Source organism: Xanthobacter sp. DMC12, from assembly GCF_056314105.1.
In genome coordinates this window covers 18,674-45,620 of sequence record NZ_JBQUYZ010000002.1, presented here as the reverse complement: position 1 = coordinate 45,620, position 26,947 = coordinate 18,674, and the positions used below count along the sequence as shown (strand labels likewise).

Annotated in this window: 26 protein-coding genes; 10 read left to right on the top strand and 16 right to left on the bottom strand. The window is 69.8% G+C overall.

All coding sequences use genetic code 11. The annotated features are described in order from the left end of the window. Window positions 1-207: 207 nt before the first annotated feature. The 5 genes from ACT535_RS08405 to ACT535_RS08385 are packed head-to-tail and all read left to right on the top strand — an operon-like array spanning window position 208 to window position 5,351. Entirely contained in the window at window positions 208-1,521 is a 1,314-nt protein-coding gene (locus tag ACT535_RS08405; protein WP_476364046.1) for a molybdopterin-binding domain-containing protein, read from the top strand. After that, a complete protein-coding gene (locus ACT535_RS08400) occupies window positions 1,518-3,167 on the top strand; it encodes a formylmethanofuran dehydrogenase subunit A (RefSeq protein WP_476364045.1) in 1,650 nt (549 codons plus the stop codon). The genes ACT535_RS08405 and ACT535_RS08400 overlap by 4 nt, the downstream gene beginning before the upstream one ends. Further along, on the top strand, window positions 3,164-4,114 hold the full coding sequence (gene fhcD, locus ACT535_RS08395; protein ID WP_476364044.1) for a formylmethanofuran--tetrahydromethanopterin N-formyltransferase: 951 nt from the start codon (window positions 3,164-3,166) through the stop codon (window positions 4,112-4,114). The genes ACT535_RS08400 and fhcD overlap by 4 nt, the downstream gene beginning before the upstream one ends. After that, window positions 4,111-4,917, top strand: coding sequence for a formylmethanofuran dehydrogenase subunit C (locus ACT535_RS08390; RefSeq protein WP_476364043.1), 807 nt, complete (start codon window positions 4,111-4,113; stop codon window positions 4,915-4,917). Before fhcD ends, ACT535_RS08390 begins: the two co-directional genes overlap by 4 nt. A gap of 41 nt (window positions 4,918-4,958) precedes the next feature. Next, entirely contained in the window at window positions 4,959-5,351 is a 393-nt protein-coding gene (locus ACT535_RS08385; protein ID WP_476364042.1) for a c-type cytochrome, read from the top strand. A gap of 12 nt (window positions 5,352-5,363) precedes the next feature. On the opposite strand, the gene ACT535_RS08380 is transcribed toward ACT535_RS08385, so the two are convergent. The 10 genes from ACT535_RS08380 to ACT535_RS08335 form a co-directional block, all read right to left on the bottom strand. After that, complete coding sequence (locus ACT535_RS08380; protein WP_476364041.1) at window positions 5,364-6,383, bottom strand: hydantoinase/oxoprolinase family protein; 1,020 nt, start codon at window positions 6,381-6,383, stop codon at window positions 5,364-5,366. After that, the gene (locus ACT535_RS08375; protein WP_476364040.1) at window positions 6,380-7,330 is read right to left on the bottom strand and encodes an ATP-grasp domain-containing protein; all 951 of its coding nucleotides are present in this window, start codon (window positions 7,328-7,330) and stop codon (window positions 6,380-6,382) included. The genes ACT535_RS08380 and ACT535_RS08375 overlap by 4 nt, the downstream gene beginning before the upstream one ends. Window positions 7,331-7,348: 18 nt before the next feature. After that, window positions 7,349-8,245, bottom strand: a complete 897-nt coding sequence (locus ACT535_RS08370; RefSeq protein WP_476364039.1) for a RimK family alpha-L-glutamate ligase — start codon at window positions 8,243-8,245, stop codon at window positions 7,349-7,351. Between the two features lies 1 nt (window position 8,246). Further along, a complete protein-coding gene (mch, locus tag ACT535_RS08365) occupies window positions 8,247-9,257 on the bottom strand; it encodes a methenyltetrahydromethanopterin cyclohydrolase (RefSeq protein ID WP_476364038.1) in 1,011 nt (336 codons plus the stop codon). Between the two features lie 89 nt (window positions 9,258-9,346). Continuing rightward, a complete protein-coding gene (locus ACT535_RS08360; protein ID WP_476364037.1) occupies window positions 9,347-10,249 on the bottom strand; it encodes an NAD(P)-dependent methylenetetrahydromethanopterin dehydrogenase in 903 nt (300 codons plus the stop codon). Between the two features lie 585 nt (window positions 10,250-10,834). Continuing rightward, complete coding sequence (aceB, locus tag ACT535_RS08355) at window positions 10,835-12,445, bottom strand: malate synthase A (RefSeq protein ID WP_476364036.1); 1,611 nt, start codon at window positions 12,443-12,445, stop codon at window positions 10,835-10,837. A 98-nt stretch (window positions 12,446-12,543) separates the two neighbouring features. Continuing rightward, window positions 12,544-13,179: a thiamine phosphate synthase gene (thiE, locus tag ACT535_RS08350; RefSeq protein WP_476364035.1), complete on the bottom strand. Its 636-nt coding sequence runs from the start codon at window positions 13,177-13,179 to the stop codon at window positions 12,544-12,546. Window positions 13,180-13,325: 146 nt separating this feature from the next. After that, window positions 13,326-14,645 (bottom strand): glycolate oxidase subunit GlcF, encoded by a 1,320-nt coding sequence (gene glcF, locus ACT535_RS08345; protein WP_476364034.1) that lies wholly within the window; start codon window positions 14,643-14,645, stop codon window positions 13,326-13,328. A gap of 49 nt (window positions 14,646-14,694) precedes the next feature. Continuing rightward, window positions 14,695-15,906 carry a glycolate oxidase subunit GlcE gene (glcE, locus tag ACT535_RS08340; RefSeq protein WP_476364033.1) on the bottom strand — a complete coding sequence of 404 codons (1,212 nt, stop codon included), beginning with the start codon at window positions 15,904-15,906 and terminating at the stop codon, window positions 14,695-14,697. A gap of 32 nt (window positions 15,907-15,938) precedes the next feature. Beyond that, window positions 15,939-17,447, bottom strand: a complete 1,509-nt coding sequence (locus ACT535_RS08335; RefSeq protein ID WP_476326269.1) for an FAD-linked oxidase C-terminal domain-containing protein — start codon at window positions 17,445-17,447, stop codon at window positions 15,939-15,941. A gap of 153 nt (window positions 17,448-17,600) precedes the next feature. Here ACT535_RS08335 and ACT535_RS08330 point away from each other — a divergent pair, with 153 nt between their 5' ends. The 3 genes from ACT535_RS08330 to ACT535_RS08320 all read left to right on the top strand — a co-directional run bounded on the left by ACT535_RS08330 (window position 17,601) and on the right by ACT535_RS08320 (window position 19,668). Continuing rightward, the gene (locus ACT535_RS08330; protein WP_476364032.1) at window positions 17,601-18,548 is read left to right on the top strand and encodes a LysR family transcriptional regulator; all 948 of its coding nucleotides are present in this window, start codon (window positions 17,601-17,603) and stop codon (window positions 18,546-18,548) included. Window positions 18,549-18,650: 102 nt separating this feature from the next. Then, window positions 18,651-19,361 (top strand): AzlC family ABC transporter permease, encoded by a 711-nt coding sequence (locus ACT535_RS08325; protein WP_476364031.1) that lies wholly within the window; start codon window positions 18,651-18,653, stop codon window positions 19,359-19,361. Further along, window positions 19,351-19,668, top strand: coding sequence for an AzlD family protein (locus ACT535_RS08320; RefSeq protein WP_029556370.1), 318 nt, complete (start codon window positions 19,351-19,353; stop codon window positions 19,666-19,668). The genes ACT535_RS08325 and ACT535_RS08320 overlap by 11 nt, the downstream gene beginning before the upstream one ends. Window positions 19,669-19,876: 208 nt before the next feature. Here the strand turns inward: ACT535_RS08320 and ACT535_RS08315 are convergent, their stop codons facing one another. From ACT535_RS08315 to ACT535_RS08295, 5 genes are all read right to left on the bottom strand, one after another. Continuing rightward, on the bottom strand, window positions 19,877-20,575 hold the full coding sequence (locus ACT535_RS08315; protein WP_168463771.1) for an alpha/beta hydrolase family protein: 699 nt from the start codon (window positions 20,573-20,575) through the stop codon (window positions 19,877-19,879). 146 nt (window positions 20,576-20,721) lie between these two features. Continuing rightward, window positions 20,722-21,420, bottom strand: coding sequence for a LutC/YkgG family protein (locus tag ACT535_RS08310; RefSeq protein ID WP_476364030.1), 699 nt, complete (start codon window positions 21,418-21,420; stop codon window positions 20,722-20,724). After that, complete coding sequence (locus ACT535_RS08305) at window positions 21,417-22,874, bottom strand: LutB/LldF family L-lactate oxidation iron-sulfur protein (protein WP_476364029.1); 1,458 nt, start codon at window positions 22,872-22,874, stop codon at window positions 21,417-21,419. Before ACT535_RS08305 ends, ACT535_RS08310 begins: the two co-directional genes overlap by 4 nt. After that, window positions 22,871-23,671, bottom strand: coding sequence for a (Fe-S)-binding protein (locus ACT535_RS08300; RefSeq protein WP_476364028.1), 801 nt, complete (start codon window positions 23,669-23,671; stop codon window positions 22,871-22,873). Before ACT535_RS08300 ends, ACT535_RS08305 begins: the two co-directional genes overlap by 4 nt. Before the next feature lie 115 nt (window positions 23,672-23,786). Next, entirely contained in the window at window positions 23,787-24,338 is a 552-nt protein-coding gene (locus ACT535_RS08295) for a L,D-transpeptidase family protein (RefSeq protein WP_476364027.1), read from the bottom strand. A gap of 110 nt (window positions 24,339-24,448) precedes the next feature. Here ACT535_RS08295 and ACT535_RS08290 point away from each other — a divergent pair, with 110 nt between their 5' ends. After that, the gene (locus ACT535_RS08290; protein WP_024281375.1) at window positions 24,449-25,135 is read left to right on the top strand and encodes a response regulator transcription factor; all 687 of its coding nucleotides are present in this window, start codon (window positions 24,449-24,451) and stop codon (window positions 25,133-25,135) included. A gap of 47 nt (window positions 25,136-25,182) precedes the next feature. Then, window positions 25,183-25,659, top strand: coding sequence for a cyclic nucleotide-binding domain-containing protein (locus tag ACT535_RS08285; protein WP_168458726.1), 477 nt, complete (start codon window positions 25,183-25,185; stop codon window positions 25,657-25,659). Between the two features lie 14 nt (window positions 25,660-25,673). Here ACT535_RS08285 and ACT535_RS08280 read toward each other — a convergent pair whose 3' ends face one another. Further along, on the bottom strand, window positions 25,674-26,918 hold the full coding sequence (locus ACT535_RS08280) for a methyl-accepting chemotaxis protein (protein WP_476364026.1): 1,245 nt from the start codon (window positions 26,916-26,918) through the stop codon (window positions 25,674-25,676). Between the last annotated feature and the right edge of the window lie 29 nt (window positions 26,919-26,947).

Sequence of the window (26,947 nt, the reverse complement as noted above, 5' to 3'; positions counted from 1 at the left end):
TCCGAAGCGCACTGCAACGACAAGCGGGCAACCGCCGCGGCGTCTTGATTGGGTCCGTCAATCCCAAGGCAAAGCCATGGCCAGTTACCGCTTGAGTTCTATTCTCTCCCCAATTGTCCCACGTTCCGGAGCCGGCTCCGCGCCGCCGCGCGCCCTTTGTCTGCCGGCCTTGCCGCGCGGCCTCTCTTCCGCGCAGGGGTGAGTCTCATGTCATCGGGTGAAACGACCGAAGCCGGTGCCTCCCGCATCGTGCGCGACGTGGTGTGCGGCTTTTGCGGCCTGGGCTGCGACGACATCGAGGTGGCCGTCGCCGGCCGTGTGGTGACGCCGCGCAAGGCCTGCGCCGATGCCTCCCGTCTGCTGGCCCGTGGCGATGCGCCTCCGCCTCCTCCCCGCATCAATGGCGCGCCCGCAAGCCTTGCCGAGGCGGCGGCAGCGGCCGCCGGCCACCTGAAGGTCGCGCGCTCTTCCGTCTTCTCCGGCCTCGGGGCCGATCTCGAAGGGCACCGGCGGCTCTACGACATCGCCATGGCGACGGGCGCGAGCATCGATCATTCCGCGTCGGGCGGCCTGTTTGCCAATCTCGATCGCCTCGCCCGTCGGGGCTGGATCGCGGCGACGCTCGCCGAGGTCAGGAACCGCTGCGATCTGCTGGTGGTGTTCGGCGACGATCCCGCCCAGAGCTTCGGCCGCCTGTTCGAGCGCATCATGCCCGTGCGCAAGAGCGAGGGTGGCGACGCCGCGCCCCTGTTCGCGCCATCCGGCCGGCGCGTGGTGATGATCGGTGCGCCGTTCTCGGAGGCCTCCCGCAAGGTTCTCGCGGGCCATGAGCTGAGCGAAATCGTCCTGCCGCCCGAACAGGTCGCCACCGCAGCCGCGATGCTGGCGTCGGCTTTGGCGGGCCGCGATATCGGCGCCCTGCAGGTGCTTCCGGGCACGGCCGGCGCCTCGCTGGCCGAACTCGCGGACCTGCTGCGCGCCGCCCGCTACAGCGTCTTCACCTGGAATGCTGCGACCCTGCCGGCTTCGGATGCGGCCGCTGTCGCCGGCGCTGCCGCCGAAGCCGTGGACCTGCTGTCGCCGACCACCCGCGCCGCGGTGTTGCCCCTGGGCGGACGCGACAACGTGACCGGCGCCCACCAGCTCGCTTTGTGGCGCTTCGGCTATCCCCTGCGCACCGTGATCGGCGCCGGCACGTCCCGCCATGCGCCCGACCTCTACGCCACGGCTACCGCCTTGAAAGACGCAGACCTTCTGCTCCACACGAGCGCTTTCAGGCCCGATCCGCCGCCGGACTTCAGCGCCGGCCCGATCATCGTCCTCGCCCATCCCGACACGTCGTTTGCCCGCGAGCCGGACGTGTTCATCCCCGTCGGCACCCCCGGCGTCGATCATCCGGGGCATGTCTTCCGCATGGATTCCGTCGTCTGCCTGCCGCTCCAGGGGCTGCGCCCCGCCGAGCTTCCCAGCGTCGCCGAGGCGGCATCCGCCATCCTCGCCCATCTCGGGAGGGGCGCATGAGAAAGCGCGTCACCGGGGGGCGGGTGTTCGATCCCGCCAACGGCATCATCGACCAGGTGCGTGACGTGGTGGTCGAGGACGGCCGCATCGTCGCCGATCCGGGACCGGGCGGCAGCGAGGAGACGGTGAACGCCTCCGGCTGCATCGTGCTCGCCGGTGGCATCGACCTGCACAGCCACATCGCGGGCGGCAAGGTGAACCTCGGCCGCCTCCTCATGAACGAGGACCGCGCCCTCTTCCCCGAGCCGTTCGGCGATTTCTGCGGCTGCGGCGGCGGGCGCGCGGCGCCGACCACCCACGCCACCGGCTGCCGCTATTCGCAGATGGGCTACACGGCCGTGTTCGAGCCGGCCGTGGTGGGCGCCAATGCCCGCCACGCGCATCTCGAGATGGCGGACATCCCGAACATCGACACCGGCGGCTTTCTGGTGCTCGGCAACGACGACTTCCTGCTGCGGCTGATCGCCCAGGGGGAAGGCCAGCAGGCGGTGAACGATTACGTCGCCTGGATGCTCAAGGCGACCCAGAGCTGCGCCATCAAGATCGTCAATCCCGGCGGCATCAACGCCTTCAAGTTCAACGGCCGCAATCTCGATCTGGACGAGGCCGGGCCCTTCTACGGCCTCACGCCGCGGCGCATTCTCAACACGCTGCAGCGGGCGGTGACGGAGCTGGGCGTGCCCCACCCGATCCACCTGCATGGCTGCAACCTCGGCATCCCCGGCAATTTGAAGACGACCCTCGCCACCATGGGTGCGACGGAGGGCTTCCCGCTCCACCTCACCCACATCCAGTTCCACTCCTACGGTACCGAGGGTGATCGCCACTTCTCCTCCGGCGCCGCCGAGGTCGCGGAGGCGGTGAACGCCATGCCGCACATCTCGGTGGACGTGGGCCAGATCATGTTCGGCCAGACGGTGACCGCCTCGGCCGACCTCATGTCGCAATACCGAAATCACAAGATCGCCGATCCGAAGAAGTGGATTGGCATGGACATCGAGATGGACGCGGCCTGCGGCGTGGTGCCGTTCAACTATCGCGACACGTCCTTCGTGAACGCGCTGCAATGGGCCATCGGGCTGGAGCTGTTCCTGCTCATTGAGGATCCGTGGCGGGTCTACCTCACTACGGACCACCCCAATGGCGGTCCCTTCACCTCCTACCCGCACCTCATCCGCCTGTTGATGGACAAGCCGTTCCGCGACCACCACCTGCGGCAGATCCACAAGGCTGCGCGGGCCCATACCCGGCTCGAAAGCATCTCCCGCGAGTACACCCTTGAGGAGATCGCCGTCGTTACCCGCGCCGCGCCCGCGCGGACCCTGGGCCTCAAGGACCGTGGCCATCTTGGCCCCGGCGCCCGGGCGGATGTGGTGCTTTACGAGGACCAAGCTGACCGCGAGGCCATGTTCGCCCACCCGCGCCTCGTCATGAAGGACGGCGAAGTGGTGGTGGTGAATGGCGACATCGTCGCGCTGACCGAAGGGCGCACCTATGCGGTGCATCCCCCGTCCGACCCCTTGATGGACAAGAGGCTGGAGCGCTGGTTCGACGAGGCGGTGGGCCTCAAATCCAGCCATTACCAGATCGCCGACAGCGAAATCCGCGGCGGCCAGGGCCCCGAGATCGTGGAGCTGAAGCCGTGAGCGCACCAGCCCCCCTCATCATCAACGGCGTCGAGATCCGCGACAGCTTCGCCGAGGCGTTTCCCATGGCGGGAACCCGGCTCATCATCACCGCCGATACGCCGCGCTGGGCACATACCGCGGCGGCGAGCCTCACCGGGTTTGCGACTTCGGTGATCGGTTGCGGTTGTGAGGCGGCTATCGAGCGGGAGATTCCCGCCGCCGAGACACCGGACGGGCGCCCGGGCTATGCCGTGCTCATCTTTGCCATGTCCCTCAAGGACCTGAAGAAGATCGTGCCGCTCCGGGCCGGGCAATGCGTGCTCACCTCGCCCACCTCCGCGCTCTACTCCGGTCTGGAGGGCGGCTCGGCGGTCGCGCTCGGAAAGGCGCTGCGCTATTTCGGCGACGGGCATCAGATGTCGAAAAACCTTGGCGGCAGCAGGATTTGGCGCATCCCGGTGATGGAAGGCGAGTTCGTCTGCGACGAGATCGTCGGCTCCACCACCGCTGCGGTGGGCGGCGGCAACTTCCTCATTCTCGCCCGCTCGCGCCCGGCGGCGCTGGCCGCGGCGGAGGCCGCGGTGGCGGCCATGGGCCAAGTGCGCGGCGCCATCATGCCCTTCCCGGGCGGTGTGGTGCGCTCTGGCTCCAAGGTCGGCTCCAAATATGCCGGCCTGATCGCCTCCTCGAATGACGCCTACTGCCCGACGCTGCGGGGCATCGCCAAGACTGCTTTGCCGGCTGATGTCGAGAGCGTGCTCGAGATCGTCATCGACGGCCTCAGCGAGGGTGAGGTCGCGGACAGCATGCGCGCGGGCATCACGGCGGTCTGCGGTCTCGGCGCCGCCGGGGGGGTGGTGGCGGTGGATGCCGGCAATTACGGCGGCAACCTCGGGCCCTTCCATTTCAAGCTGCATCACCTGATGGCGCCGGTTGCCGGCACGGCGCAGGAGGCGGGACGATGAGTGGCTTCCGCCTGACATTGAAGGCTCCCCTCACCGCTCGGGTGGACGCATCGAGCCTTCTTCCCGGGGCGTTTGAAGGCGCGAGCGCAGCGGATGTGGCCGCTCGCACCGTTCCCTTCGGCGCGGGCATCGCCCGGATCGGCGATCTGTTTGAGGTCGCTGCCGGAACGGACGAAGCCGTGGTCATCACCGGCGACCCGCGGCTCGATTTCGTCGGCGCCGGCCTTGCCACGGGCGAGGTGCGCGTGGAGGGCAGCGTCGGCGTCGCCGCTGGGGCGGGCATGAGCGGTGGGCGGCTCGTCATAACCGGCGATGCGGGCGACGCACTGGCGGCTGGCCTAACCGGCGGCCGGATCGAGGTTTTCGGCAATGCCGGCAACCAAGTGGGCGGACCGAGGCCGGGCGAGCGGCAGGGCATGCGTGGCGGCGTGGTTTCCATTGCCGGGACGGTCGGGGAAGGTCTCGGGGCGCGGTTGCGCGGCGGGCTGATCCTGGTAGGCGGCGATGCCGGCGCGGGTGCGGCGGATGGTCTATTAGCCGGCACACTTGCTGTGGCGGGGCGGCTGGGGCCCGGTGCCGGACGTGGCATGAAACGCGGCTCCATCCTTGTGTCCTCAGCGCCGGAGGCTTTGGCACCGGGGTTTGCCGAGGCGGGGCCGCAGGATTTCATCGCCCTGAAGCTGCTGGCCCGACGGGTGCCTGAACTCGCGGCACTGTTCGGGGGGCGTCTCTCCGGGCGCGCGGTGCGTCTGGTGGGGAATCGGCTGGCTGGCGGTGAGGGTGAGATTCTCGTCCTGAGCTAAGCCGGCAAATAATCAATTCAACAACCAAAGAGGAACGCCTGATGCGCGCGCTGTTCGTTTCCGCCGTCCTGCTCGCCGCCGCCACGGGCTCGGCCTACGCCGATCCGGACGTGGCCAAGGGCGAGACAGTTTTCAAGAAATGCATGGCCTGCCATGCCATTGGCCCGGATGCCAAGGTGAAGGTGGGGCCCCCGCTGAACGGCATCGTCGGCGCCAAGTGGGCGCATTTCGAGGGCTATGCCTATTCCCAGGACATCAAGGACGGCGCCGCCGCCGGAAAGGTGTGGGACGACGCCACCCTGAACGACTATATCGAGAATCCCAAGCATCTGGCGCCGAAGGGGAAAATGGCGTTCGCGGGGGTCAAGAACGAGCAGGAGCGCGCCGATCTCATCGCCTTCCTCGCCCAGTTCAAGCCTGACGGCAGCAAGTGACGAGATAGCCGGCTAATTGAATGCGAGGCGCGCCACGGCCAGGGCCGGGGCGCAGTCGGCGGCAAGCCCCGCCAGGCGTGTGTCGCCTGCCAGCAGCAGGCCGGAATGGCGGTAGGGGCGCCCGACCCTCTGGGCCAGCCGCCCCACCAGAAATCGGCCCACCCCTGCACCGATCAACGGCGCGTCCGGGGCGACGCCGCCGGCGGATACGATTTGCGCAAAGGCCATGTGGAGACGGTGCATCTGCACCTCCGCGGCGGCCGCCGCCAGGGCCTTCGCCTCCTCCATCGTCGCGGGTCCCAGATCCCGTCCCACCATGCGCAAAAGCCTGCGCGCACTGGCTTCGCAGGTCTTTTCGCCGCCATCGGCCGCGGGGTGGAGATCGGCTCCATCCGGCAGCTCGCCAGTCAGCCGATGCACGTCGGCCGTGGTGGCGAAATACTCCGCCATGAGCGGCACCAGACGCCCGCGAAACGGCAGGGCCGGCGCCAGCGCCATGACCGGCGTGCGGGCCGCACCGCTATAGACCAACTCCCCCGATTCCAGCCGTGCAGCATCCGAATAGCCGCGAAAGCAAAGTTGCGAGCCGGCAAAAGGAATGAGGTCCGTGGTGGTCGATCCGATGTCGGCGAGGATGCCGTCGCCCGCGATGGCCGCCAGCGCGGCGGCCGTGGCGTGCCAGTTGGCGGACGCGATGTCAGCGGTATTCAGATGGGCTTCGGACAGACTGACAAACCCGCCCCGGCCCGCATAAATGCGGGTGTCAGGCCCCAGTAGCACCCCCAATTCGGTAGCGATATCGATGACGCCGGTTGCCCTGTCAGGCCACAGGTCGACGAGTTCGCCCGTCATGGTCACGACGGAGTGACCGGAGACGGGGGGCATGGCCGCCATCGCCGTCCGCAGCCGGTCGAGCCCCTGCCACAGGGCGCAGGGCGCGAGGTGGATGGATACCAGCGTGCCATCCGGTTCCAGAACCGCCCGCTTGAGGTGGGCGCCGCCCACGTCCCAGCCGATGAGGAGGTCGCTCATGCGAGGGCGAGCTCCACGGCCGTCGGAGGCACCGCCTCTGCTCCCCCCGTCGCGGCGAAGGCGGGGAGTAGGGTGGCGGGGTTGCAGCCCAGCGCGCGCCCGAGGCCGGCATAGGCGGTGGTCAGGCGGGGGTTGATCTCCACCACCACCGGCCCCGCCTCGGTCAGGAGAAGGTCGATGCCGATGAAGCCGTCGAGACCGGGGCAGGCGGCGACCACCTGCCGGGCCAGTTCGGCCAGCCGGCCGTCGTCTGCGTGCGCGCCTACGGTGAGGCCGGAGAGGGCGAGGCGGCCATTCTGGACCACGATATGCTGGCGGTTCACGGTGAGGAGGCGCGCCTCGCCCGCCACCACGAGAAGGGTGAGGCTCGCCGCCTCCCCCGCCACATAAGGCTGGATCATGACGCCCGCCGTCTCGTCCGGCGCAGCGGGTACGTCGGCGGGCCAGAGGAAGGTGGCGTCGCAGCCGGCGCCGTCGTCGGGCTTGGTGATGCGCGGGCCGGGAATCTCGGGCGCGTCGGCCAGAGGATAGGTCGGGATGTGCGGCACGCCAGCCAATGCCAGGCGGCGGGCGGTTTCCCGCTTGCTGGTGGCGATGAGGATGGCCTCGGGGGTGGAGGCGAGCACCGGCTTGCCGCTGGCCGCCAGCATGCGCACCAGATCGGCGAGGATGCGGCCGGTCTCCGGCGCCACCGGCCAGATCAAATCCGCCTCGTCCGCCAGCTGGCGCCACAGCACCCAGGCGCTGGTGTCGAGCCCGACGGGGATCGCACCCGCGAGGGGCAGGCGCTCGTCGCAGGTGGTGAGGATCTCCGGCGGGGCGGGCAGCGCGGCGAGGTCGGCCAGCATGGCGTCGCGGATCAGCGCGGCCTCGGCGGCGAGGCTCGGCGGCAGCGTCTCGCGCCGCATCCCGCCCGCGGTCACATATTCCAGCACCAGAACGCGCATGAGGATCTCCGGCGCCGCTCAGGCGCTCACCCGCTCGCCCACGAGGCAGGCGGCCAGCGGCTCGGCCATGTTGCGGCCGGTGGCGTCGAACAGGCCGTGCCAGGCCGGCATGGAATTCACCTCCAGCACCTTCAGCCGCCCCTCGGCGTCGCGGATGAGATCGACCCCGGCATAGGTCGCGCCCACGGCGGCCGCGGCGCGCACCGCATAATCCGCCAGAAGCCCCTCGGCCGCCACCTCGGCGCCGGTGGCGCCCTGGTGGATGTTGGTGATCCAGCCCTTGGCGCGGCGTGCCATGGCCGCCTCTGCCCGGCCGCCCACCACGAACACGCGGAAATCCTCGTGAATCGCGTCCGGTCCGCCCTGCGCCGGGGCGGCCACGAAATCCTGCAGATAATAGACCCCGCCCACCGCCTCCGCCTCCGGCAGCGCGCCCTTGGGCCGAATGCGCTCCAGCCCGCGACCCTGCGCGCCGAAGAGGGGCTTCAGCACGCTGTCGCCGGGTGCGGAATCGACCAGCATGCGGGCGGTGGCGGCGTCTTCCAGGACAAGGGTGCGCGGGGTCGGCAGGCCGGCATGGGCGAGGAGGAAGGTGGTGGCGCTCTTGTCCACGCAGCGCTCGATGGCGCGGGCATCGTTCATCACCCGGACCCCCAGCGTGGTCAGCGCGTGCAGGACGCCGAGCCGATGGGTGACCTGCTCCAGCGTGCCGGCGGGCACCGAGCGCACGAAGCAGGCGTCCGGCAGATCGTCGCCGAAGCCGGGCAGCAGCAGGCCGTGTGCCGTCTCGCCCACGGCGAAGCCGCAGGCGCGCAGGGAGACGATGCGGGGCTTCACCCCCCGCGCCTTCAGGGCAGCCACCAGCGAGCGGGTGTGCCAGTCCACCCGCTCGGCAAAGATCACGAAGCCGGCCACCTCACACCCCGAAGGAGCGGGCGATGAGGTTGGCGTCGAAGCCGCCGGCGGTGAAGCTCGTGCCCTGCTCCATGGCCGTCACGGTGACGCGGGCCGGCGAGAACAGCAGCGGGTCCACCTTGTAGAAGTCGCAGTCATAGCCCGCGAAGATCTCGGCGAAGGGCCGGCCATAATCGCGGGAGGCCAGCGACGGCAGGCGCTTGGCGAGGTCCTGCGCGGCCTCGGACGATCCGCGCACGAAGAGCTGCACGTCGCCGCCATAGAGCACCGCATCGTTGGTGCGCCCCATGGCGGTGAGGAAATCCGGCGAGGGCGGCGCCACGGGGGCGGAGCCGATGCCGTCGACGATGTGCTCCAGCGGGAAGTGGAGCGCGTGCGCCTTGTGGAGCGCCACCTCCAGCACGCGGGCAACGATCTGCACCGTGCCGGCGAGCGACGAGGTGGGGGTGAGGATGAAGGTGACGGCCGTGGGCGCCACGCCGCAGCGGCTCGCCACTTCCTGCACCACCTCGGCGGGCGGAGTTACGCCGGTCTCCAGCACCAGGGCGACGTGATCGCCATGGTCGCGGCAGCCGAGTTCCGCGAACAGCGGCTCCACCGCCGCCATGGCCCGGCCGGGGCCGGAGCCGAGGGCGAAGAAGTCCCCGTGGGAGAGGCTCCAGCCGGCATACTGGCTGGCAAGGCACGCGGTGACAGGATCGGTGGTGGTGACGCTCACCAGCGTGTCGAAGGGCGAGAAGCGCCCGCCGGGCACGAGGGCCACCTTGCCGAGGCCGCCGAGGCAGATCTCGGCGATGCGCCGTCCGGCCTCCAGCGAGCCGGGCACGGAAATGCCGGCATCGACGATGCGGCAGCCGAGCGGACCGGTGGAGACGGCGAGCCGCAGCTGCGTGGCGTCGGCCACCAGCGCCTCCACGAGGGGCGCGACCTGATGGGCGAGGCTGATGCCGCCGGGAAGGGGGGCGGGGTCAGCGGTGAGGGCTTGCGATGTGGTGCTCTGGGACGAAGTCATGGCCGCACCTCTCGCGCGGGGCAAACGGCGGCGGTCCCCGCGCAGCAGGCGCGGAGCCGGCGGGGAGAAGAAAGGATCGTGCGCATGGCTCAGGCGTCCAGGGTTCTCGCCAGCTCGAACACCACCGGAAGGTCGATGAAGAGCGGGGTCGTGGTCTCGCACATGCGCTTGAGCAGGGTGTGCTGGACCGCATACTTGAGATTGCCGATGGCGAGCGCGCCGATGCCGATGCCGTGGGGCAGCTGGGCCGCCGCATCGTGGGCGCCGATGCCGGCGATGCCGGCGGGGGGCACGGCGTTCACGTCCGCCGCCACGATGAGGTTCTTCGCGGCCTGAAGGTGGGCCTCGTTGAGGATCTGCACGCCCGCCTTGCCGGTGGCGAGGATGACCTCGGCGGAAGGCACCAGCGCCGCCTTGTCCGCATCGGTGACGGCGGCGGTGCAGGAGACGTCGAGGCCGAAGCGGGTCTTGATGTCCCGCGCCTTCTCTTCCACCGCCGCGACCTCGCGATGGCTGACGAGGGTCACATCGGCCCCGGCATTGGCGGCGATCACCGCCGCCACCGAGCCGACCACGCCGGTGGCGCCGTAGATCTGCACCTTCGCGCCCTTGAGGCCATCGGGACGGACCTTCACCAGCGCCTGCTCCACCTTGGCGATCATGGCGGCGGCGGTGGTGAAGGAGCCGGCCGGATCGGGGAAGATGGAAATCTCGAAGGGCGGGAAGATGGAGGCCTTCGCCTCATTCGCCATGTCAAAGGCCAGCGCCGCATCCTTGCCACCGATGAACAGGCCGGTGCGCGGCGCCGCCTGCGGGGCACGCGAGAACATCATGTCCTGCGTCAGGTCGCGGACTTCCTCCAGCTTCACCCGCGAATATTGCGCGATGGTGAGATAGCCGGCGTCGGCCGCCATGTTCACGTCGAACGGGCTCACATGCGCGAGCGGCGTGACGATGTGGAGAATGGGGGGAATAGAGGCGGATTCCGCCATGGGTCAGCTCCGTGCCAAGGGAAACATAAGCGGGTGGCTTCGCCCCTAAGCTTCAGAGGAAGCTTAGGGAACGCCGCGGTTGTTTCCCCGCACGCAAGTCAATGGGGGGATTGTTTAATCATGTGGACTTCCGGCGCAAGCCCTGCCGTTTCCCGCGTGGCAGGAATCGTTGCTGCGATGCGGGACGGGTTTTGCGCGGGAAGGCACGGTGCGGCGGCTTGCGCGTCGTTGCGCTGCGATGGCCTGCGACACCGGCGCGCGGAGGGGAGGACCAATTGTATTTGCTGTCATCCCCCGGCTCGTCCGGGGGATCCACCCCCCGCCGCTCGTCCGGCTGTACGTTATTCCGCGGCCGAATAGCCGCCGTCATGGCCGGGCTCGTCCCGGCCATCCACGTGGAATGGACGGGTATAGGTCTTCGGACATCCTCTTGTCGGCCCGACGTGGATGCCCGGAACCCGCGTGTTCGCGGGTTCCGTTCTCGGGAGCGGAAGTCGGCAACAGCCGACTTCCGGCACAAGGCCGGGCACGACGGTGGTTGAGGGTTGCCGGAGCGTCCTGGGTGCCCGGCTAACCCTCAGCCGATCACGCGATCAGGCGGTAGGCGGGCAGCGTGAGGAATTCCTCGAAGCTGTCGGCCAGCGTCATGTCGGAGAACAGCTTGATGGCCTCGGGGAAGCGGCCGGAATCATAGACCTCCGGGCCGAGCACCGAACGCAGGTTGGCCATCTCGTCGTCCAGCAGGGCGCGGAACAGTTCCGGCGTCACCGTGCGGCCGTCGTCCAGCGTCGCGCCGAGGTGGATCCACTGCCACACCTGCGCACGGCTGATCTCGGCGGTGGCCGCATCTTCCATGAGGTTGTAGAGCGGCACCGCGCCGCGGCCGCGCAGCCACGCCTCGATGTACTGCACGCCGACGCGGATGTTCTCGCGCAGGCCGGCTTCCGAGCGGGTGCCCTGATGCACTTCGAGCAGGTCGTCGCGGCTCACCGGCACGTCGCTCGGCTTGGCGTCGCGCTGGTTGGCGGCGGGCATCAGGCGGTTGAACACCTCCATGGCCACCGGCACGAGGTCCGGATGGGCCACCCAGGTGCCGTCGCAGCCGGAATTGGCCTCGCGCTCCTTGTCCGCCTTCACCTTGGCGAAGGCCGCGGCATTGGCGTCCGCATCGCCCTTCACGGGGATCTGCGCGGCCATGCCGCCCATGGCGAACGCGTTGCGGCGGTGGCAGGTGCGCACGAGGAGGATGCCGTAGGCCTTCAGGAAGGCCTCGCTCATCACCATGCGGCTGCGGTCCGGGGTGAGGAAGCGGTCGTTCTTCCCGAGGCGCTTGATGAAGGAGAAGATGTAGTCCCAGCGGCCGAGGTTGAGGCCGGCGATGTGGTCCTTCATCTCGAACAGGATCTCGTCCATCTCGAACACCGCGGGCAGCGTCTCGATGAGGACGGTGGCCTTGATGGTGCCCACCGGCAGGCCGAGCGCCTTCTGGGCGGCGACGAACACCTCGTTCCACAGCCGGGCCTCGAGATGGCTCTCGGTCTTCGGCAGGTAGAAATAGGGGCCGGAGCCCTGCGCCAGCGCCGCCTTGGCGTTGTGGAAGACGTAGAGGCCGAAGTCGAACAGCGATCCGGAGACTTCCTCGCCGTCCACCAGCACATGGGCTTCCGGCAGATGCCAGCCGCGCGGGCGGATGATGAGCACGGCGGGATTGGCGCCGAGCTTGTAGGACTTGCCGTTGTTGGCGTCGACGAAGTCGATGGCGCCGGCCCAGCGGTCCTTCAGGTTGATCTGGCCCTCGATCATGTTCTCCCACACCGGGGAGGAGGCATCCTCGAAGTCCGCCATGAACACCTTGGCGCCGGAGTTCAGCGCGTTGACGATCATCTTGCGGTCCACCGGCCCGGTGATCTCGACGCGGCGGTCGAGGAGGTCGGCGGGCAGGTCCGCGATGGTCCAGTCGCCGTCACGGACAGCCTTGGTTTCGGGCAGGAAGTCGGGCAGCTCGCCGGCGTCGAACTTCACCTGCCGCTCGGCGCGGCGGGCCAGCAGGGCCTTGCGGGTGGGGTTGAAGGCGCGGTGCAGGTCGGCGACGAAGGCCAGCGCCTCGGGGGTCAGGATTTCGTCGAAGCGGGGGCCGAGCGCGCCGGTGATCTCGATACCCGCGGCCGGGGCAGTCTTCAGGGCAGGGGACGACATGATGTCGGGTCTCCTCGTGTGAAGCCTGAAGCGCGTGGCGTCGCCGCAGGCGGGAACCGTCCCGGGGCCGTGGCAGCCCCGAAGCGGGATGGAATGCGTCAGCGCGCGGCCGTGACGGCCGAAAGAAGCGCGCGCGCAGCAAGTTCGGGATCGGGGGCGGCGCAGATGGCGGAGACCACCGCCACCCCGTCCGCCCCGGCGCGGATGACCTCGGCGGCGAGCGTGCCGTCGATGCCGCCGATGCCGACGATGGGCAGGCGCGTCAGCGCCCGCACCGCCGTGACGCCGGAGGCGCCGATGGCGGCGCCGGCATCTTTCTTGGTGCCGGTGGCCTTCACCGGGCCGACGCCGAGATAATCCACGACGCCGATGTCGGACGCGGCGAACTCCGCCGGATTGCCCACGGAGAGGCCGAGGATGCGGTCCGGCCCCAGAAGGGCGCGGGCGTCGGCGGGGGTCATGTCGTCCTGGCCCAGATGCACGCCGTCCGCATCCGCCGCCACCGCCACATCCACCCGGTCGTTGATGATGAGCGGGATGCCGAGCGGAGCCAGCAGCGCCTTCAGCGCGCGGGCCTGCTCCACGAGGGCGCGGCCATGGGCGTCAGGATCGCGGAGTTGCACGATGGTGGCGCCGCCCTTCACCGCTGCCTCGACGGTCGCCAGCAGACCGCGCTCGGCAACGAGGCGCGGGTCGGTGACGAGATAGAGGGTGAGGTCGAAAGGACGGGGCATCAGGGGCTCATGGGTGCGGGCGTGCTGCGGCGCAGCGTAAGCCGCCCCGTTCCCTTAGCTCAATGCGTTTCGGTGCGAAACGTCGCATGCGACGAAGGTCTATTGACCGCATCGCACATGGGTCTTTGCCGTTTTGGCAACAATCCTCAGGCCGCTTTCGCCCGTCCCGCCAAAGCGGCGGGGGCGGGACCGCCGGTCGCCCAGTCCAGCAGCTCCACCGTGTGAACGATGGGAATGCCGGTGCCGGAGCCGATCTGCGTCATGCAGCCGATATTGCCGGCGGCGATCACGTCTGGCGCCAGCGCCTCCAGCGTCGCCACCTTGCGGTCCCTGAGCTGCCCGGCAATGTCGCTCTGGAGCATGTTGTAGGTGCCGGCCGAACCGCAGCACAGGTGCGGGTCGAACGGCTCCACCACCTCGAAGCCGACGCGGCGCAGGAGGTCCATGGGTGGCGTCTTCACCTTCTGTCCGTGCTGGAGCGAGCAGGCGGAATGATAGGCGACGCGCATCCCGCGCGGCGTCTCCGCCTTGGGCAGGTCCAGGGTGGGCAGGAACTCGCTGATGTCGCGGGTGATGGCCGAAACCCGCGCCGCCTTCTCCGCATAGGCGGGGTCAAGGCGCAGCATGTAGCCATAGTCCTTGATGGGCGTGCCGCAGCCGGAGGTGGTGACGAGGATGGCGTCGAGCCCCTCGGTCTCCATCTCCCGGATCCACACGTCCACATTGTTGCGGGCGAAGGCGAGCGCCTCCTCCTCCCGGCCCATGTGATGGACCAGCGCGCCGCAGCAGCCCTCCCCCTTCACCCGCACCACGTCCACGCCCTGCCGGGTGAGGAGGCGGATGGCGGCTTCGTCGATGCCGGGGTTCAGCACCGGCTGGGCGCAGCCCTTGAGCAGCGCCACCCGCGCCCGGCGGGTGCCTTGGGCGGGATGGACGCCGCCCTTGTCGTCCGCCGCGCGGCCATGGGGCAGGCCGGGGGCGAGGCGCAGCATGGCGGCGAGCGGCTTCAGCGCCGGCACCTTGGCGAACAGCCCGGCGAACGGCTTGCCGGCAAGCGCCCCCATGAGGGCGAGGCGGAAGCGGTCGGGATAGGGCAGCACCTTCGCCAGCACTTCGCGGATCATCCGGTCGGGGGCGGGGCGGGAATAGGTTTTCTCGATATGGACGCGGGCGGTGTCCACGAGGTGCATGTAGTTCACGCCCGAGGGGCAGGTGGACATGCAGGAGAGGCAGGAGAGGCAGCGGTCGATGTGCTTCACCTCCTCCTGCGTCGCCGGCCGGTCGTTCTCCAGCATGTCCTTGATGAGGTAGATGCGCCCGCGCGGGCTATCCAGCTCGTCTCCCAGCAGGACGTAGGTCGGGCAGGTGGCGGTGCAGAAGCCGCAATGCACGCACTTGCGCAGGATGGAATTGGCCGCCTCCACATGCGGATCGGCGAGCTGGGCGAGGGAGAAATGGGTCTGCATGGGCGCTCAGCCGTGACGGAGAAACGAGGGGGCGGGGGTGCGGGCCATCTCACATCCCCGCGTGCATGCGGCCGGGGTTGAGCACCAGGCCGGGGTCGAAGCTCTCCTTCACCCTTTTGGTCAGTGCCGCCAGCGCCCCGTCGAGGGGCTGGAACACCGCCGTGCGGGCGCGCTCGGCCGCGCTGGCGCGGATGAGGGTGGCGTGGCCGCCGTGCGGGGCAAGGGCCGCGCGCACCTGATCGGCGTGGGAGGCTTCGCCCGGCAGGCAGAGCCAGATGAGGCCGCCGGCCCAGTCGCAATAGGCCTCGCCGCCGAGGTCGGCGGCCAGTTTCGCCGCCAGCTCCGGCCCCGCCTTGGGCTGGGTGGAGAGGCGCCACACCGCCCGCTCGCCCGAGCCCGCGAAGGGGATCACGTCGCGCACCGCCTGCCACAGGGGGCGGGAGGTCTCGGTTTCCAGCACCTCGGCCCGGCCGATGCCGGCGAGCACCTTCAAGAGCATGGCGCGTCGCGCTGAGACGGAGGGCGCGACGCCCTCCATGCGCAGGGCGACCAGCGCCGGCGAGCCATTGAGGCCCGGCAGACGTCCCGCCACGCCTTCGGGCAGGAAGGCGGCCCCGGACACCTCGCAGGAGGAGCCCATGGCCGCCGACAGCGCCGCCGCCGCCTCGCCGGGAGACGCGACGCGGGCGATCACCGTCTCCTCCATGGGCGGGCGCGGCAGCACCTTCAGGGTGATCTCGGTGGCCACGCAAAGCGTGCCGAAGGCGCCGGCCATCAGGCGGGGCAGATCGTAGCCGGTGACGTTCTTCACCACCCGCCCACCGGACTTGAACGGCTCGCCGCGTCCCGACACGCCCTTGAGGCCGAGGGCGTGGTCGCGCACCGCGCCGTGGCTGATGCGGCGGGGGCCGGCGAAATTCACCGCGAACATGCCGCCGATGGTCCCCCGCCCCGCCGTGCCGCCGAGCAGGGGGCCGGTGTCCATGGGCTCGAAGGCGAGCATCTGCCCCCGCGCCGCCACCATCTCCTCGATGTCCGCGCGGGGCGTGCCGGCGCGGGCGGAGAGCACCAGCTCCTCCGGCTCGTAGAGGGTGACGCCGGACAAAGCGGAAAGGTCGAGGGTGAGGTCGGTCTGGCTCGGCCGGCCAAGGGCCTGCTGCGAGCCGTGGCCGCGCACCTCCAGCGTCTTGCCGGCGCCGAGGGCGGTGCGGACCGCCTCCGCGACCTCCTGCTCGTCGCGCGCTGCGATGATGTCGCTCATGTTCTGGGCCTCGGATAGGGGGAGGCGCGCGCTCAGAAGCGCGGCAGGTCCGGGAAGGGCAGCGCGCCGCCCGACACATGCATGCGGCCCATTTCGGCGCAGCGGTGCAGGGTCGGGAACACCTTGCCGGGGTTGAGCAGGCTCTTGTCGTCGAAGGCGCACTTCAGCCGCAGCTGCTGGGCGAGATCGACCTCGTTGAACATGGTGGGCATGAGGTCGCGCTTCTCGACGCCCACGCCATGCTCGCCGGTGAGCACGCCGCCCACCTCCACGCACAGCCGCAGGATGTCGGCGCCGAAGCTTTCCGCCGCGTGGAGCTGACCCGGCGCGTTCGCGTCATAGAGGATGAGAGGGTGGAGATTGCCGTCGCCCGCATGGAACACGTTGGCGACGCGCAGATCGTATTGCGCGGAGAGTTCGCGCATGCGCGAGAGCACATAGGGCAGCTGGCGGCGGGGAATGGTGCCGTCCATGCACAGATAATCGGGCGAGAGGCGCCCCACCGCCGGGAAGGCGGCCTTGCGTCCGGCCCAGAAGCCGAGGCGCTCGGCCTCGCTGGTGGAGACGCGCAGGGTGACCGAATTGCAGGCCTCGGCGATGCGCGTCACCTCTTCCAGAAGGTGGGCGCACTCGGCCTCCGGCCCGTCCAGCTCGACGATGAGCAGGGCTTCCACATCCAGCGGATAGCCCACGTTCACGAAGGCCTCGGCGGCGGCGATGGCGTCGCGGTCCATCATCTCGATGGCGGCCGGGATGATGCCGCCTCCGATGATCCGCGCCACGCACTCGCCCGCATCCTCGGAGGTGGGAAAGCCCACGAGGACCGCGCGGGCGGTGTCGGGCTTCTTGAGGAGACGCACGGTGACTTCCGTCACCACCCCCAGCAGCCCTTCCGAGCCGATGATGACGGAGAGAAGATCGAGCCCGCCGGCATCGAGGTGCTTGCCGCCGAGGCGCACGATCTCGCCGGTGATGAGCACCATCTCGACGCCCAGCACGTTGTTGGTGGTGAGGCCGTATTTCAGGCAGTGCACGCCGCCGGAATTCTCGCCCACATTGCCGCCGATGGAGCAGGCGATCTGCGAGGACGGGTCGGGGGCGTAATAGAAGCCGAGGTGGTCCACCGCCTTGGAGATGCCGAGGTTGGTGACCCCCGGCTGCACGACGGCGGCGCGGTTGGCCGTGTCGATGTCCAGGATGCGGTTGAACTTGCCCATGCCGAGCAGCACGGCATCCTGAAGCGGCAGCGAGCCGCCCGAGAGCGAGGTGCCCGAGCCGCGCGGCACCACGCGGATCTCGTTCTCGTAACAGTATTTAAGGACCGCAGCGACTTGCTCGGTGGTCGACGGCAGCACCACCACGAGGGGCAATTGGCGATAGGCGGTGACCGCGTCGGATTCGTAAGGCCGCATCTCCCGTTCATGGGAAATGACGCCCTCGCCGGGCACGATGGCCCGGAGCGCGGCGATGATCTCCTCCCGTCGGGCGAGCACCCGAGCATCCGCTTCCGGCAGCCTGAGGCCCGGAGTGGTTCCCGTCATGTCGGCGTCCCTTTGAGCCGTTCTTGTTGGAGGAACTATAATCGGTTCATTAGGGAAAAAACGTCGCCCATTCTTTCCCTGACGGATAAAGTCGGCGGCTGAAGAGAAAACAATCGGCCGGTGCGATTCCCCGGCCAGGAGGAGCGTCGATCGATGATCGGCAATCTGGGCGACCTTGAAATCTTCGCGCGCATCGTCACCGCCGGCAGCCTCTCCGCCGCCGGGCGGGAGATGGGGCTGTCCCCGCCGGTCGTGTCGAAGCGCGTGCAGCGGCTGGAGGAGCGGCTCGGTGCCCGGCTGTTCCAGCGCACCACCCGCAAGGTGGCCCTCACCGAGGCGGGGCAGGGCTTCTACGAACGCGTCGTCACCATCCTCGCCTCCATCGAGGAGGCGGAAAGCCAGCTCGCCCGCAAGTCCACCGAGGCCCGCGGGCTGCTGCGGGTGTCGGCGCCCACCTCCTTCGGCCGGCTGCACATCGCGCCGAACCTCCTGCCGCTGATGGAGGCGAACCCGGACCTCACCATCGACCTCGAACTGTCGGATTCGTTCGTGGACATCGTGGGCGAGGGCTTCGACGTGGCGGTGCGCATCGCCGACCTCGACGATTCCAGCCTCGTCGCCCGCCGCCTCGCCCCGGTCCACCGGGTGCTGTGCGCGACGCCGGAGTATCTCGCCCGCGCCGGCGAGCCCAAGCACATTTCCGAACTCGCCTCGCACATCCTCCTCGCCACCCACGGGCAGGACCCGTGGAAGCTGGAGGGGCCGGACGGCCCGGTGACGCTGCGCGTGCATTCCCAGCTGCGCACCAATTCCAACGAGGTGGTGCGCGAGGCAGTGCTCGCCTCGGTGGGCATCGCGCTGCGCTCCACCTGGGACGTGGGGCCGGAACTGCGCTCCGGCACGTTGAAGGTGGTGCTGCCGCGCTGGCGCGCCTCCCACCGGGTGGGCCTGTTCGCGGTCTATCCCTCCCGCCGCTTCCTGCCGCAGAAGGTGCGCGTCTTCATCGATCACCTCGCCGCCCTCTACGGCCAGGGCCACGGCGGCATCCCGCCCTGGGACGAAGGCCTCTCCCGCCTGTTCGAGCCGGAGCCGACAGGCTGAGGGGACGGCGGACCAAAAAGGGGAAATCGGGTTGGCCTTTCCGGCGGGGGCGTCCATAAGGACGGTATTCCCGCGACGTGACTGTTGATTGCCCCGCTCCAGATGACGAAGCCCCCTCCCGTCCCCCTGACCCTCGCCGGCATGGCGGAGGGCGCGCGCGCCATGCTGCCGCTGATGCCGGGCATCGCCGCCTTCGGCATGGCCTTCGGCGCCGCCTCCATCCAGAAGAGCTTCACCCTGCTGGAGGCGACGCTCTCCTCGGCGCTGGTGTTCGCGGGCCTTGCCCAGATGGTGGCGCTGGAAGGCTGGACCCAGCACTGGACCGCCGGCTCCCTGCTGGCGCTGGGTTTTCTCACCCTCACGGTGAACATGCGCCACGTGCTGATGGGCGCCTCGTTGCGGCCCTGGCTCGGCACCCTGCCGGCGTGGAAGTCCTATCCGGCGCTGATGATGATGGCCGACAACAACTGGGCCGCCGCGCTGCGCTATCGCGCCGAGGGCGGCAGCGACGTGGGCTATTTCGTCGGCTCGGGCCTCATCACCTGGGTGGTGTGGGTGCTGGCCACCGCCGCCGGCCATCTGGTGGGCGGCGGCATTCCCGATCCGAAGGCGGTGGGCATCGACCTCGTGGTGCCCGCCTTCTTCATCGCCATGCTGCTCCCCAACTGGAAGGGCAGGCGCGAGGCGGTGGGCTGGGGCGTGGCGGCGGCGGTTTCCACCGCCGTGTCGTTCGTGCTGCCGGGCTGGTGGTTCATCGTGATCGGCGCCGTCGCGGGCGCGCTCGCAGGCGGATTCACCGACGATGACCGTTGATGCCGGCACCCTCACCGCCATCCTGGTGATGGCGGCCGCCACCGCCTTCAACCGCGCCGGTGGCTTCTGGCTCATGCGGCTGGTGCCCGTTACGCCGCGCGTGCGGCGGGTGCTCGACTGCCTGCCCGGCGCGGTGCTGGTGGCGCTGCTGGTGCCCGGCGCCGTTCAGGGCGCGGTAAAGGGCGACATGGGCATGCTGGGCGGCCTCGCCGCCGCCCTCGTGGTCACCCGCCTGACCCGCAGCGACCTCCTTGCCGTGGTCGTCGCCATGGCAGTGGCGGCGGGGATCAGGGCGTTTTGGGGATAGGTCGGCGGCGGATCTGGTCCACCCTCCCAGCTCTTGGAGCCGTCCTCCCCCGGCCCGCCGGTCCCATCTGAGACGTGAGGCACCGCTTCAGACCCTCCGTGGATCGCCCGCACGAGGCGGGCGATGACGGCGCTGAAGGGGAGGGGCGCCCCAAACGAAAACGGCGGGCCGAAGCCCGCCGCTGATTTCTCGTCCGAAAAGCCGTCCCTCAGCCCGGCGCGCCGGGCTTGGCCGCGGCCTGGGTGCCGGGGGAGGTGCTCGGCGCGGCCGGCGTCACGGAGGGCGCCGCCGGGTCCACCGGCTTGGGCTTGGGCTTCGGCCGCGGCGTGGTGATGGACCGCACCTGGGTGATGACCTCGTCATGGAGGCGCGGCGACTTCTCGATGTTGAAGTGGTCGATGCCGCCGATGGCGTTCAGGTTGCGGTTGACGATGTTGCCGCGGAAGCCCGGGCCGGCCGTCAGCCGCTTCCCGTAGCCGTTGTTGGACTGGTAGTAGTTGACGAAATAGCCCGAGGCGGCGCCAACCTGGGTCACGCCCACCGGATCGAAGGTCACGATCAGCTTGGCCGGGGTGCCCAGCGCGGTCAGGCGCTCGGCCATCTCCACCGCCGCATCGGCACCCAGCGAATGGCCGACGATGATGATGGGGGAATTGCCGTGGGCGCGGCTGTCGGCGGATGCGGCGTCCGCGAGGGAGGCCCACTGGCCGTACTCATGCACCGTCGCCGGAATGCCGCGGGCGTTCAGCTTGGCGGCCAGGTCGTCCATGCCCAGCGAGAAGACGTTCGCGAGTCCCCTCAGAAGGTAGACGTGGCCGCGGTTCTGCTGGGCAAGCGCCGGCTGGGCGACGCAGAGGACGACGAGCGCTGCGAACAGGGCCCGGACGAAGCGCAAGCCAACTTTCATTGTCTCACCGTTTCTGAAAAGTGACCGATCTACTGCCGTCAAAACGCCGGACGGGCAATACCGGATTGCTTATCCGGCGCATAAGCGGAACCGGGCGCGACGTTTTTTCCGATCCCGTGTCGCGCCTGCATCAGGGGACGGAAGGGTCATGCCCCTGCGTCAGGCTGGGTGCCGCCCACCAGCAGCACGTGCAGGCTTCGGGGCCCGTGAGCGCCCAGCAGCAAGGTCTGCTCGATGTCGGCGGAGCGCGACGGGCCGGTGATCCAGTTCACCGTGCGCGGCAGCACGCCTTCACCATAGCGGGCGCGGATGCGGTCCCACACGCTCTCGTAGTCCCCCGCCACATCCGTTGCGTTCACCACCACCAGATGGTGGTCGGGGAGCAGGTTGAGGGTGGAAGGGTTCTCCGGGCCGGAGAGCATCGCCAGCGAGCCTGATTCGGCGACGCCGGCGAAGGCGTGGGAGAGGCCGGCGAGCTGGCGCCCGTCCGACGGGCCGATCCACACGTCGAGGGCCGGCGTGCGCTCCCACGGCAGGGCCGCGAGGCGCGCGTCGGCGCCGCGCAGGATGGTCATGGGCAGGTTGCGGGACCTCAGATAGGCGGCGATGGCCTCCGGCACCTCGGCCGTGGAGGGCAGGTGATCGATGGTCGCGGCGGCGGCGATCACCATGTCGCGGAACAGGGCGAGGCGCTCCGCAGGGGGCAATTGCCCTCGCGCGGGAATGACACCTCTTGGATGCGAGGCGAGGCGGTCCGCCACCGCCTGTCGGCGCGGCGCCTCCTGCGAGGTGACGCCGAGGGACGCCCGGATGGAGGCGAAAACGGTGTCGCGGGAAGATGTCATCGGCCGGCTCCCTGCGTCTGCGCCGCGCGCCGCTCGGCTTGCCGGGCGCGCCATTGCGCCTGGAAGGTGTCGCCCTGCGGCGCCGGGAAATCGCGGTGCTGGGTCCACCCGCCGGCCAGCGGCAGGGAGGCGAAGCGTCCCTTGGTCCGCCCGAACAGCGAGAGCGCGCCCATGGCAAGCCGCGTCGCCGGCCGGTAAAGCCAGCCGCGCCGGGCGAAGAAGCCCCACACGCCGAGACCGAAGCGCTGGGTCGCCGGGGTCAGGTGGCGCTCGAATTCCTTCTCCCGCCAGTGCCGCATCAGCTTGGGCAGGGGGATGCGCATGGGGCACACCTCCTCGCAGCGGCCGCAGAAGGTGGAGGCATTGGGCAGGTTGCGCCCCTTCTCCACGCCGATCAGCGCCGGGGTGAGCACCGAGCCGATGGGGCCGGGATAGACCCAGCCGTACGCATGCCCGCCCACCGCGTGATAGACCGGGCAATGGTTCATGCAGGCGCCGCAGCGGATGCAGCGCAGCACCTCGCGCAATTGCCCGCCCAGCATGGCAGAGCGGCCGTTGTCGAGGATCACCACGTGATACTCGCCCGGCCCGTCCGGATCGCCGGGGCGGCGGGGGCCGGTGGAGAAGGTGGTGTAGACGCTCATGTCCTGCCCGGTGGCCGAGCGGGCCAGCACGCGCAGGATCTGGCTCACGTCCTCCAGCGTCGGCACCAGCTTTTCCAGCGAGGCGAGCACGATGTGCGCCTTCGGCAGGGTCTGGGTGAGGTCGCCGTTGCCCTCGTTGGTGACGATGATGGAGGTGCCCGTCTCCGCCACCAGAAAGTTCGCGCCGGTGATGCCCACGTCCGCCGCCAGGAACTTCTGGCGCAGTTCGCCCCGCGCCTCGGCCAGCAGCGAGGTGGGCTCGGAGAGGTCGCGCTCCGGCGGCAGATGGGCGTGGACGCGGCGGAAGTCTTCCTCCACCTGATCCTTGTTGAGGTGGATGGCCGGGGCGATGATGTGGGACGGCGCCTCGCCGCGGATCTGGATGAGATATTCGCCGAGATCCGTCTCCACCGGCTGGATGCCGGCGGCGGCCAAATGGTCGTTGAGGCCGATCTCTTCCGAGATCATGCTCTTGCCCTTGGTCACGGTCTTGGCGCCGAGGCGCTTGCAGATATCCGTGACGATGGCCCGCGCGTCCGCCGCATCCACGGCGAAATGCACATGGCCACCGGCTTCCTTCGCCTTGGCCTCGAAGCGCTCGAGATAAAGGTCGAGGTGGGCCAGCGTGTGGTTCTTGATGTCGCGAGCCGAGTCGCGCAGCGCGTCGAACTCCGGCAGCTTCTCCGCCGCCGCCGCCCGCTTGCCGATGAAGCCGGGACCGACCTTGGAGAGCGCGCCCTGCAGCGGCAGGTCCGCCAGCGCCTTCTTCGCATTGTCCTTGAAGCGGGGGGTGGTGATCTCGACGCTCATCGCTTCGCCCCCTTCTCAGCAGGTTCGCCGATGGCCGGTTCATCGCCCATGCCGGCGAGCACTTCGGCCACATGGAGCGCCCGCACCGGGCGGCCCTCGCGCTGGAGCTTGCCGGCCATGTTCATGAGGCAGCCGAGATCGCCCGCGAGCAGCGTATCCGCGCCGGTGGCGGCGATGTTGGCGGACTTCTTCTCCACGATGGCGTTGGAGACGTCGGGATATTTCACGCAAAAGGTGCCGCCGAAGCCGCAGCAGGTGTCGGCGTCCTTCATCTCCGTCAGCGCCAGCCCCTCCACCGAGGAGAGCAGGAGGCGCGGCTGCGTCTTCACGCCGAGTTCGCGCAGGCCCGAGCAGCTGTCGTGATAGGTGGCGGTGCCGTCATAGGCGGCTTCGACGGAGGTGACGCCGCGCACGTCCACGAGGAAGGATGTCAGCTCGAACACCTTGGCGCAGAAGCGCTCCACCCGCCCGGCCCAGTCCGGCTCGCCGGTGAACAGCTCGGGATAGTGGGTCTTGATCATCCCGGCGCAGGAGCCGGAGGGGGCGACGACGTAATCGAAGGTCTCGAACGCCGCGATCATCTGTTCCGCCAGCGCGCGGGTGGTGGCGCGGTCGCCGGAATTGAAGGCAGGCTGGCCGCAGCAGGTTTGCGGTGGCACGTCCACCTCGCAGCCGGCATCCTCCAGCAGCTTGGCGGCGGCGAAGCCCACCGAGGGGCGGATGGTGTCCACGAGGCAGGTGCAGAACAGGCCCACCCGCGGGTGGCGCGCCGCATCGGGCGAAGTGTGCGCGGTCATGATGCCCCGTGCGTTGGATCGGGCGCGGGAGCGCCCGCCGCTGATTGGAACGGCTCTATAGCACCGCGTCCGGGGCGACGAAATGACGGGCGGACCGAAGGCCCGCGCCATCCCCCTACACGATGTCGATGACCGCCCCCGGCCTGAGCCGCGCCAGCAGGCGCTTCATGTCCGCCCGGCGGAGCGCGACGCAGCCCTCCGTCGCCGTGAAGCCCGGCCGGGCGAGATGCACGAACACCGCCGAGCCGCGCCCGGCGACGCGCGGGCGCTGGTTGTGGTCGATCACCAGAACCAGATCGTAGAGCGCATCGTCCCGCCACATCTTCTCGTGGGACACCTTCCGTGCCCCGCCGAGGGGCAGCGTGACGGGGCGGTTGTAGCGCCGGTCCGCCCGGTCGTCGCACCAGCCGTCGGAGGGGCGGATGGGGCGGGCGGGAAGGCGCGAGACCGGGCGCGGGCCGTGGTCGGGCCGGTAGAGGAGAGCGAGGATGCGCCAGCGGCCGGCGGGGGTGCGCCCGTCGCCCTCGCGCTTGTCGGCACCGACGCCGGAGCGCCCCAGCGCCACGGGGAGCGACAGCCCGCCGACGCGCAAAATCCCCTGGTGGCGGGTGCCGGGACGGCGGCTGACGCGGACGCGGGAGATTCCCACAGGATGTAGCGGTGTCATGACTTAGTTTGATACCTCTCCACAGCCATCCCGGGATGGAAATTTGCGCCAAGCCATGTCCATGCTCTACTGGCGCGATTCGCGCGCCCGCAAGGGCGCAGGAGGAATTGATGCCCAATGCGTGGAAAATCCTGGTGGTCGAGGACGACCCGGAGCTGCGCGATGCGCTGATCGAGCAGCTCGCGCTCCAGGACGAATTCGAGCCCGTGGGCGCGGACACCGCCGGCGGCGCCGTCGAGCAGGCGAAGAACGGGGCCATCGACCTCGTCATCATGGACGTGGGCCTGCCCGACATGGACGGGCGCGACGCCGTGCGCCAGATGCGCCGCAACGGCTTCAAGGCCCCCATCCTGATGCTGACCGGCCACGACACCGACAGCGACACCATCATGGGGCTGGAGGCTGGCGCCAACGATTATATCGTGAAGCCGTTCCGCTTCGCGGTGCTGCTCGCCCGCCTGCGCGCCCAGATGCGCTCGCACGAGGCGAGCGAGGACGCGGTGTTCGCCATCGGCCCCTATTCGTTCCGGCCGGGGGCGAAGCTCCTCCTCACCGAGCGCGGCTCCAAGATCCGCCTCACCGAGAAGGAGACGGCCATCCTGCGCTATCTCTACCGGGCAGGTAAGAATCCGGTGCCGCGCGAGACGCTGCTGCAGGAAGTGTGGGGCTATAATTCCGGCGTCACCACGCATACTCTGGAAACCCACATCTACCGCCTGCGCCAGAAGATCGAGCCCGATCCTTCCAATCCCACCCTTCTTGCGACCCAGGCCGGGGGCTACAAGCTCGTGCCCTGACGGCCGGGCCTCACCATCATGCACAGCCACTTGAGGAAACGTCGTCCGTGAGCATCGACAGGGACATCGCGCTGCTCCGGGGGGTCGCCACCTTCGATCTGCTCAGCGACGGCGCCGTGCGCATGCTCGCCTCGGGCGCCGAGGAGGTGCGGCTCGCCGAGGGCGACGTGCTGTTCCGCGCCAACGAGATCTCCGACGGCGCCTTCGTGGTGGTCTCCGGCCGGCTCAATCTGCTCGACGCGCGCACCCCCGCGCCGCGCCTTTTGAAGGGCGTGACGGCCGGGGCCCTTGTGGGCGAGACGGCGCTCATCATCGCCACGCCGCGCCCGGCCACCGCCGTCGCCGCCGAGGAGACGGTGGTGATCCGCCTGCCGCAGGAGGTGTTCACGCGGGTGCTGGAGCGCTATCCGGAGGCCACGGCCAAGTTCCGCCGCGCCATCGCCCGCCGGCTGGAAGGGACGCTCCGCGCCCTCGACGGCGTGCGGGTGAAGCTGGAAGAGCACCGCCAGCGCCGCCGGCGCTGAGCGACCCCGCAGCCCTATCGCCCGCGCAGGCGGGCCATCAGCGCGAGGGCATCGGCGGAAAGGGCATCCATGGTCATGTAGGCGTCGATGGCGCCGCCCATGTCGCCCTGCGCGGTGCCCGCGACGATGTGCTCGCCGCACGCCGCGAGCTGCCGCCCGAGCCCCGCCAGCTGGGACAGGATCGCCGGATCGGTCACAGTCGCAGGGTCGATGCCGGCAAAGCCGTTGCCGAAGGGCGCGTTGCGGGCCTGGAACGCGCGCGGATCGGCCCGGGTCACGCCGGCGAGGCACTCGGCGAGGCCGCGCTTCCACGCCATGTGATCGGACTTGAGGCGGCAGATGGCGGCGGCGGCCCCGGCCCTGGCCGCGGCGCGGGCGATGAGTTCGCCGGCGACGGCATCAGCGCGGCCGAGAAGGCCGGCGGCGGTGGCGGAATCGGTCTCGTTCTGGTTGGCGAGACGGGCGATCTCCCCCAGCCGTTCGGCGAGGTCGCGCAGTGCCGCGCGCCGCTCGCCGAGCATCACGGCGATGCGGGCCACCCCGTCCGTGGAGGCGCTGACGCGGGTTTCGATGCCGTCCATGTCGGTCATCACGGACTCGACGATGGCACGCCCCTCCTCCACCCGCGTGGCGCCGGCGCCCATGGCGTCCATCATGTCCTTGACCACGCCGGACAAGGCCTGGAGCTGGTCGCGGATGAGGTCGGTGGTGCGCGAGGCCTCCTCGGACAGGGCCTTGACCTCGGCCGCGACCACCGCGAACCCGCGCCCGGCCTCGCCCGCCCGCGCCGCCTCGATGGTGGCGTTCAGCGCGAGCAGCTTGGTCTGTCGCGAGATGGAGCCGATGGAGGTGGCGAAGCCGCCGATGGAGCGCGTCGCGGCGTTCAGATGGGCGAGCCGCGCCTCCAGCTCGCCGAAGGCTTCCGCGATGCCGGTCATCGCCTGCCCGGCGGTGCGCGTCTTGGCGGTGCCGGAGGTGACGAGCCGCAGGGCGTCCCCGGCCGTCGTTCCCGCATCGGTGCCGAGCTGGGCGATGGTCTCGATGGTGGCGGCGATCTGCGCCACCGCGGAGGAGGCAGAGGTGGTCTCGCCGGCGAGCTTGCGCGCATTGCCGTTGGACCAGGCCATCAGGCACAGGATCTCGTTGAGGCTGGCCGAGATGTCCACGGCGGGGCCGAGGGCGGCCACGTCGCCCTCAAGATCGCCCGGCGAGGGTACGGATGATGGGGGAGGCGTCCGGGCCGTGCTGGATGTCGCCATGGGTGCCTTGCTTCCTCCGGGTGTCCCCC

Bases quoted from the DNA above. Each gene is read 5' to 3' on its own strand.
- ACT535_RS08405 (WP_476364046.1), top strand. From the start codon at position 208: ATGTCATCGGGTGAAACGACCGAAGCCGGTGCCTCCCGCATCGTGCGC.
- ACT535_RS08400 (WP_476364045.1), top strand. From the start codon at position 1,518: ATGAGAAAGCGCGTCACCGGGGGGCGGGTGTTCGATCCCGCCAACGGC.
- ACT535_RS08390 (WP_476364043.1), top strand. From the start codon at position 4,111: ATGAGTGGCTTCCGCCTGACATTGAAGGCTCCCCTCACCGCTCGGGTG.
- ACT535_RS08385 (WP_476364042.1), top strand. From the start codon at position 4,959: ATGCGCGCGCTGTTCGTTTCCGCCGTCCTGCTCGCCGCCGCCACGGGC.
- ACT535_RS08380 (WP_476364041.1), bottom strand. From the start codon at position 6,383: ATGAGCGACCTCCTCATCGGCTGGGACGTGGGCGGCGCCCACCTCAAG.
- ACT535_RS08375 (WP_476364040.1), bottom strand. From the start codon at position 7,330: ATGCGCGTTCTGGTGCTGGAATATGTGACCGCGGGCGGGATGCGGCGC.
- mch (WP_476364038.1), bottom strand. From the start codon at position 9,257: ATGACTTCGTCCCAGAGCACCACATCGCAAGCCCTCACCGCTGACCCC.
- ACT535_RS08360 (WP_476364037.1), bottom strand. From the start codon at position 10,249: ATGGCGGAATCCGCCTCTATTCCCCCCATTCTCCACATCGTCACGCCG.
- aceB (WP_476364036.1), bottom strand. From the start codon at position 12,445: ATGTCGTCCCCTGCCCTGAAGACTGCCCCGGCCGCGGGTATCGAGATC.
- thiE (WP_476364035.1), bottom strand. From the start codon at position 13,179: ATGCCCCGTCCTTTCGACCTCACCCTCTATCTCGTCACCGACCCGCGC.
- glcF (WP_476364034.1), bottom strand. From the start codon at position 14,645: ATGCAGACCCATTTCTCCCTCGCCCAGCTCGCCGATCCGCATGTGGAG.
- glcE (WP_476364033.1), bottom strand. From the start codon at position 15,906: ATGAGCGACATCATCGCAGCGCGCGACGAGCAGGAGGTCGCGGAGGCG.
- ACT535_RS08335 (WP_476326269.1), bottom strand. From the start codon at position 17,447: ATGACGGGAACCACTCCGGGCCTCAGGCTGCCGGAAGCGGATGCTCGG.
- ACT535_RS08330 (WP_476364032.1), top strand. From the start codon at position 17,601: ATGATCGGCAATCTGGGCGACCTTGAAATCTTCGCGCGCATCGTCACC.
- ACT535_RS08325 (WP_476364031.1), top strand. From the start codon at position 18,651: ATGACGAAGCCCCCTCCCGTCCCCCTGACCCTCGCCGGCATGGCGGAG.
- ACT535_RS08320 (WP_029556370.1), top strand. From the start codon at position 19,351: ATGACCGTTGATGCCGGCACCCTCACCGCCATCCTGGTGATGGCGGCC.
- ACT535_RS08315 (WP_168463771.1), bottom strand. From the start codon at position 20,575: ATGAAAGTTGGCTTGCGCTTCGTCCGGGCCCTGTTCGCAGCGCTCGTC.
- ACT535_RS08310 (WP_476364030.1), bottom strand. From the start codon at position 21,420: ATGACATCTTCCCGCGACACCGTTTTCGCCTCCATCCGGGCGTCCCTC.
- ACT535_RS08305 (WP_476364029.1), bottom strand. From the start codon at position 22,874: ATGAGCGTCGAGATCACCACCCCCCGCTTCAAGGACAATGCGAAGAAG.
- ACT535_RS08300 (WP_476364028.1), bottom strand. From the start codon at position 23,671: ATGACCGCGCACACTTCGCCCGATGCGGCGCGCCACCCGCGGGTGGGC.
- ACT535_RS08295 (WP_476364027.1), bottom strand. From the start codon at position 24,338: ATGACACCGCTACATCCTGTGGGAATCTCCCGCGTCCGCGTCAGCCGC.
- ACT535_RS08290 (WP_024281375.1), top strand. From the start codon at position 24,449: ATGCCCAATGCGTGGAAAATCCTGGTGGTCGAGGACGACCCGGAGCTG.
- ACT535_RS08280 (WP_476364026.1), bottom strand. From the start codon at position 26,918: ATGGCGACATCCAGCACGGCCCGGACGCCTCCCCCATCATCCGTACCC.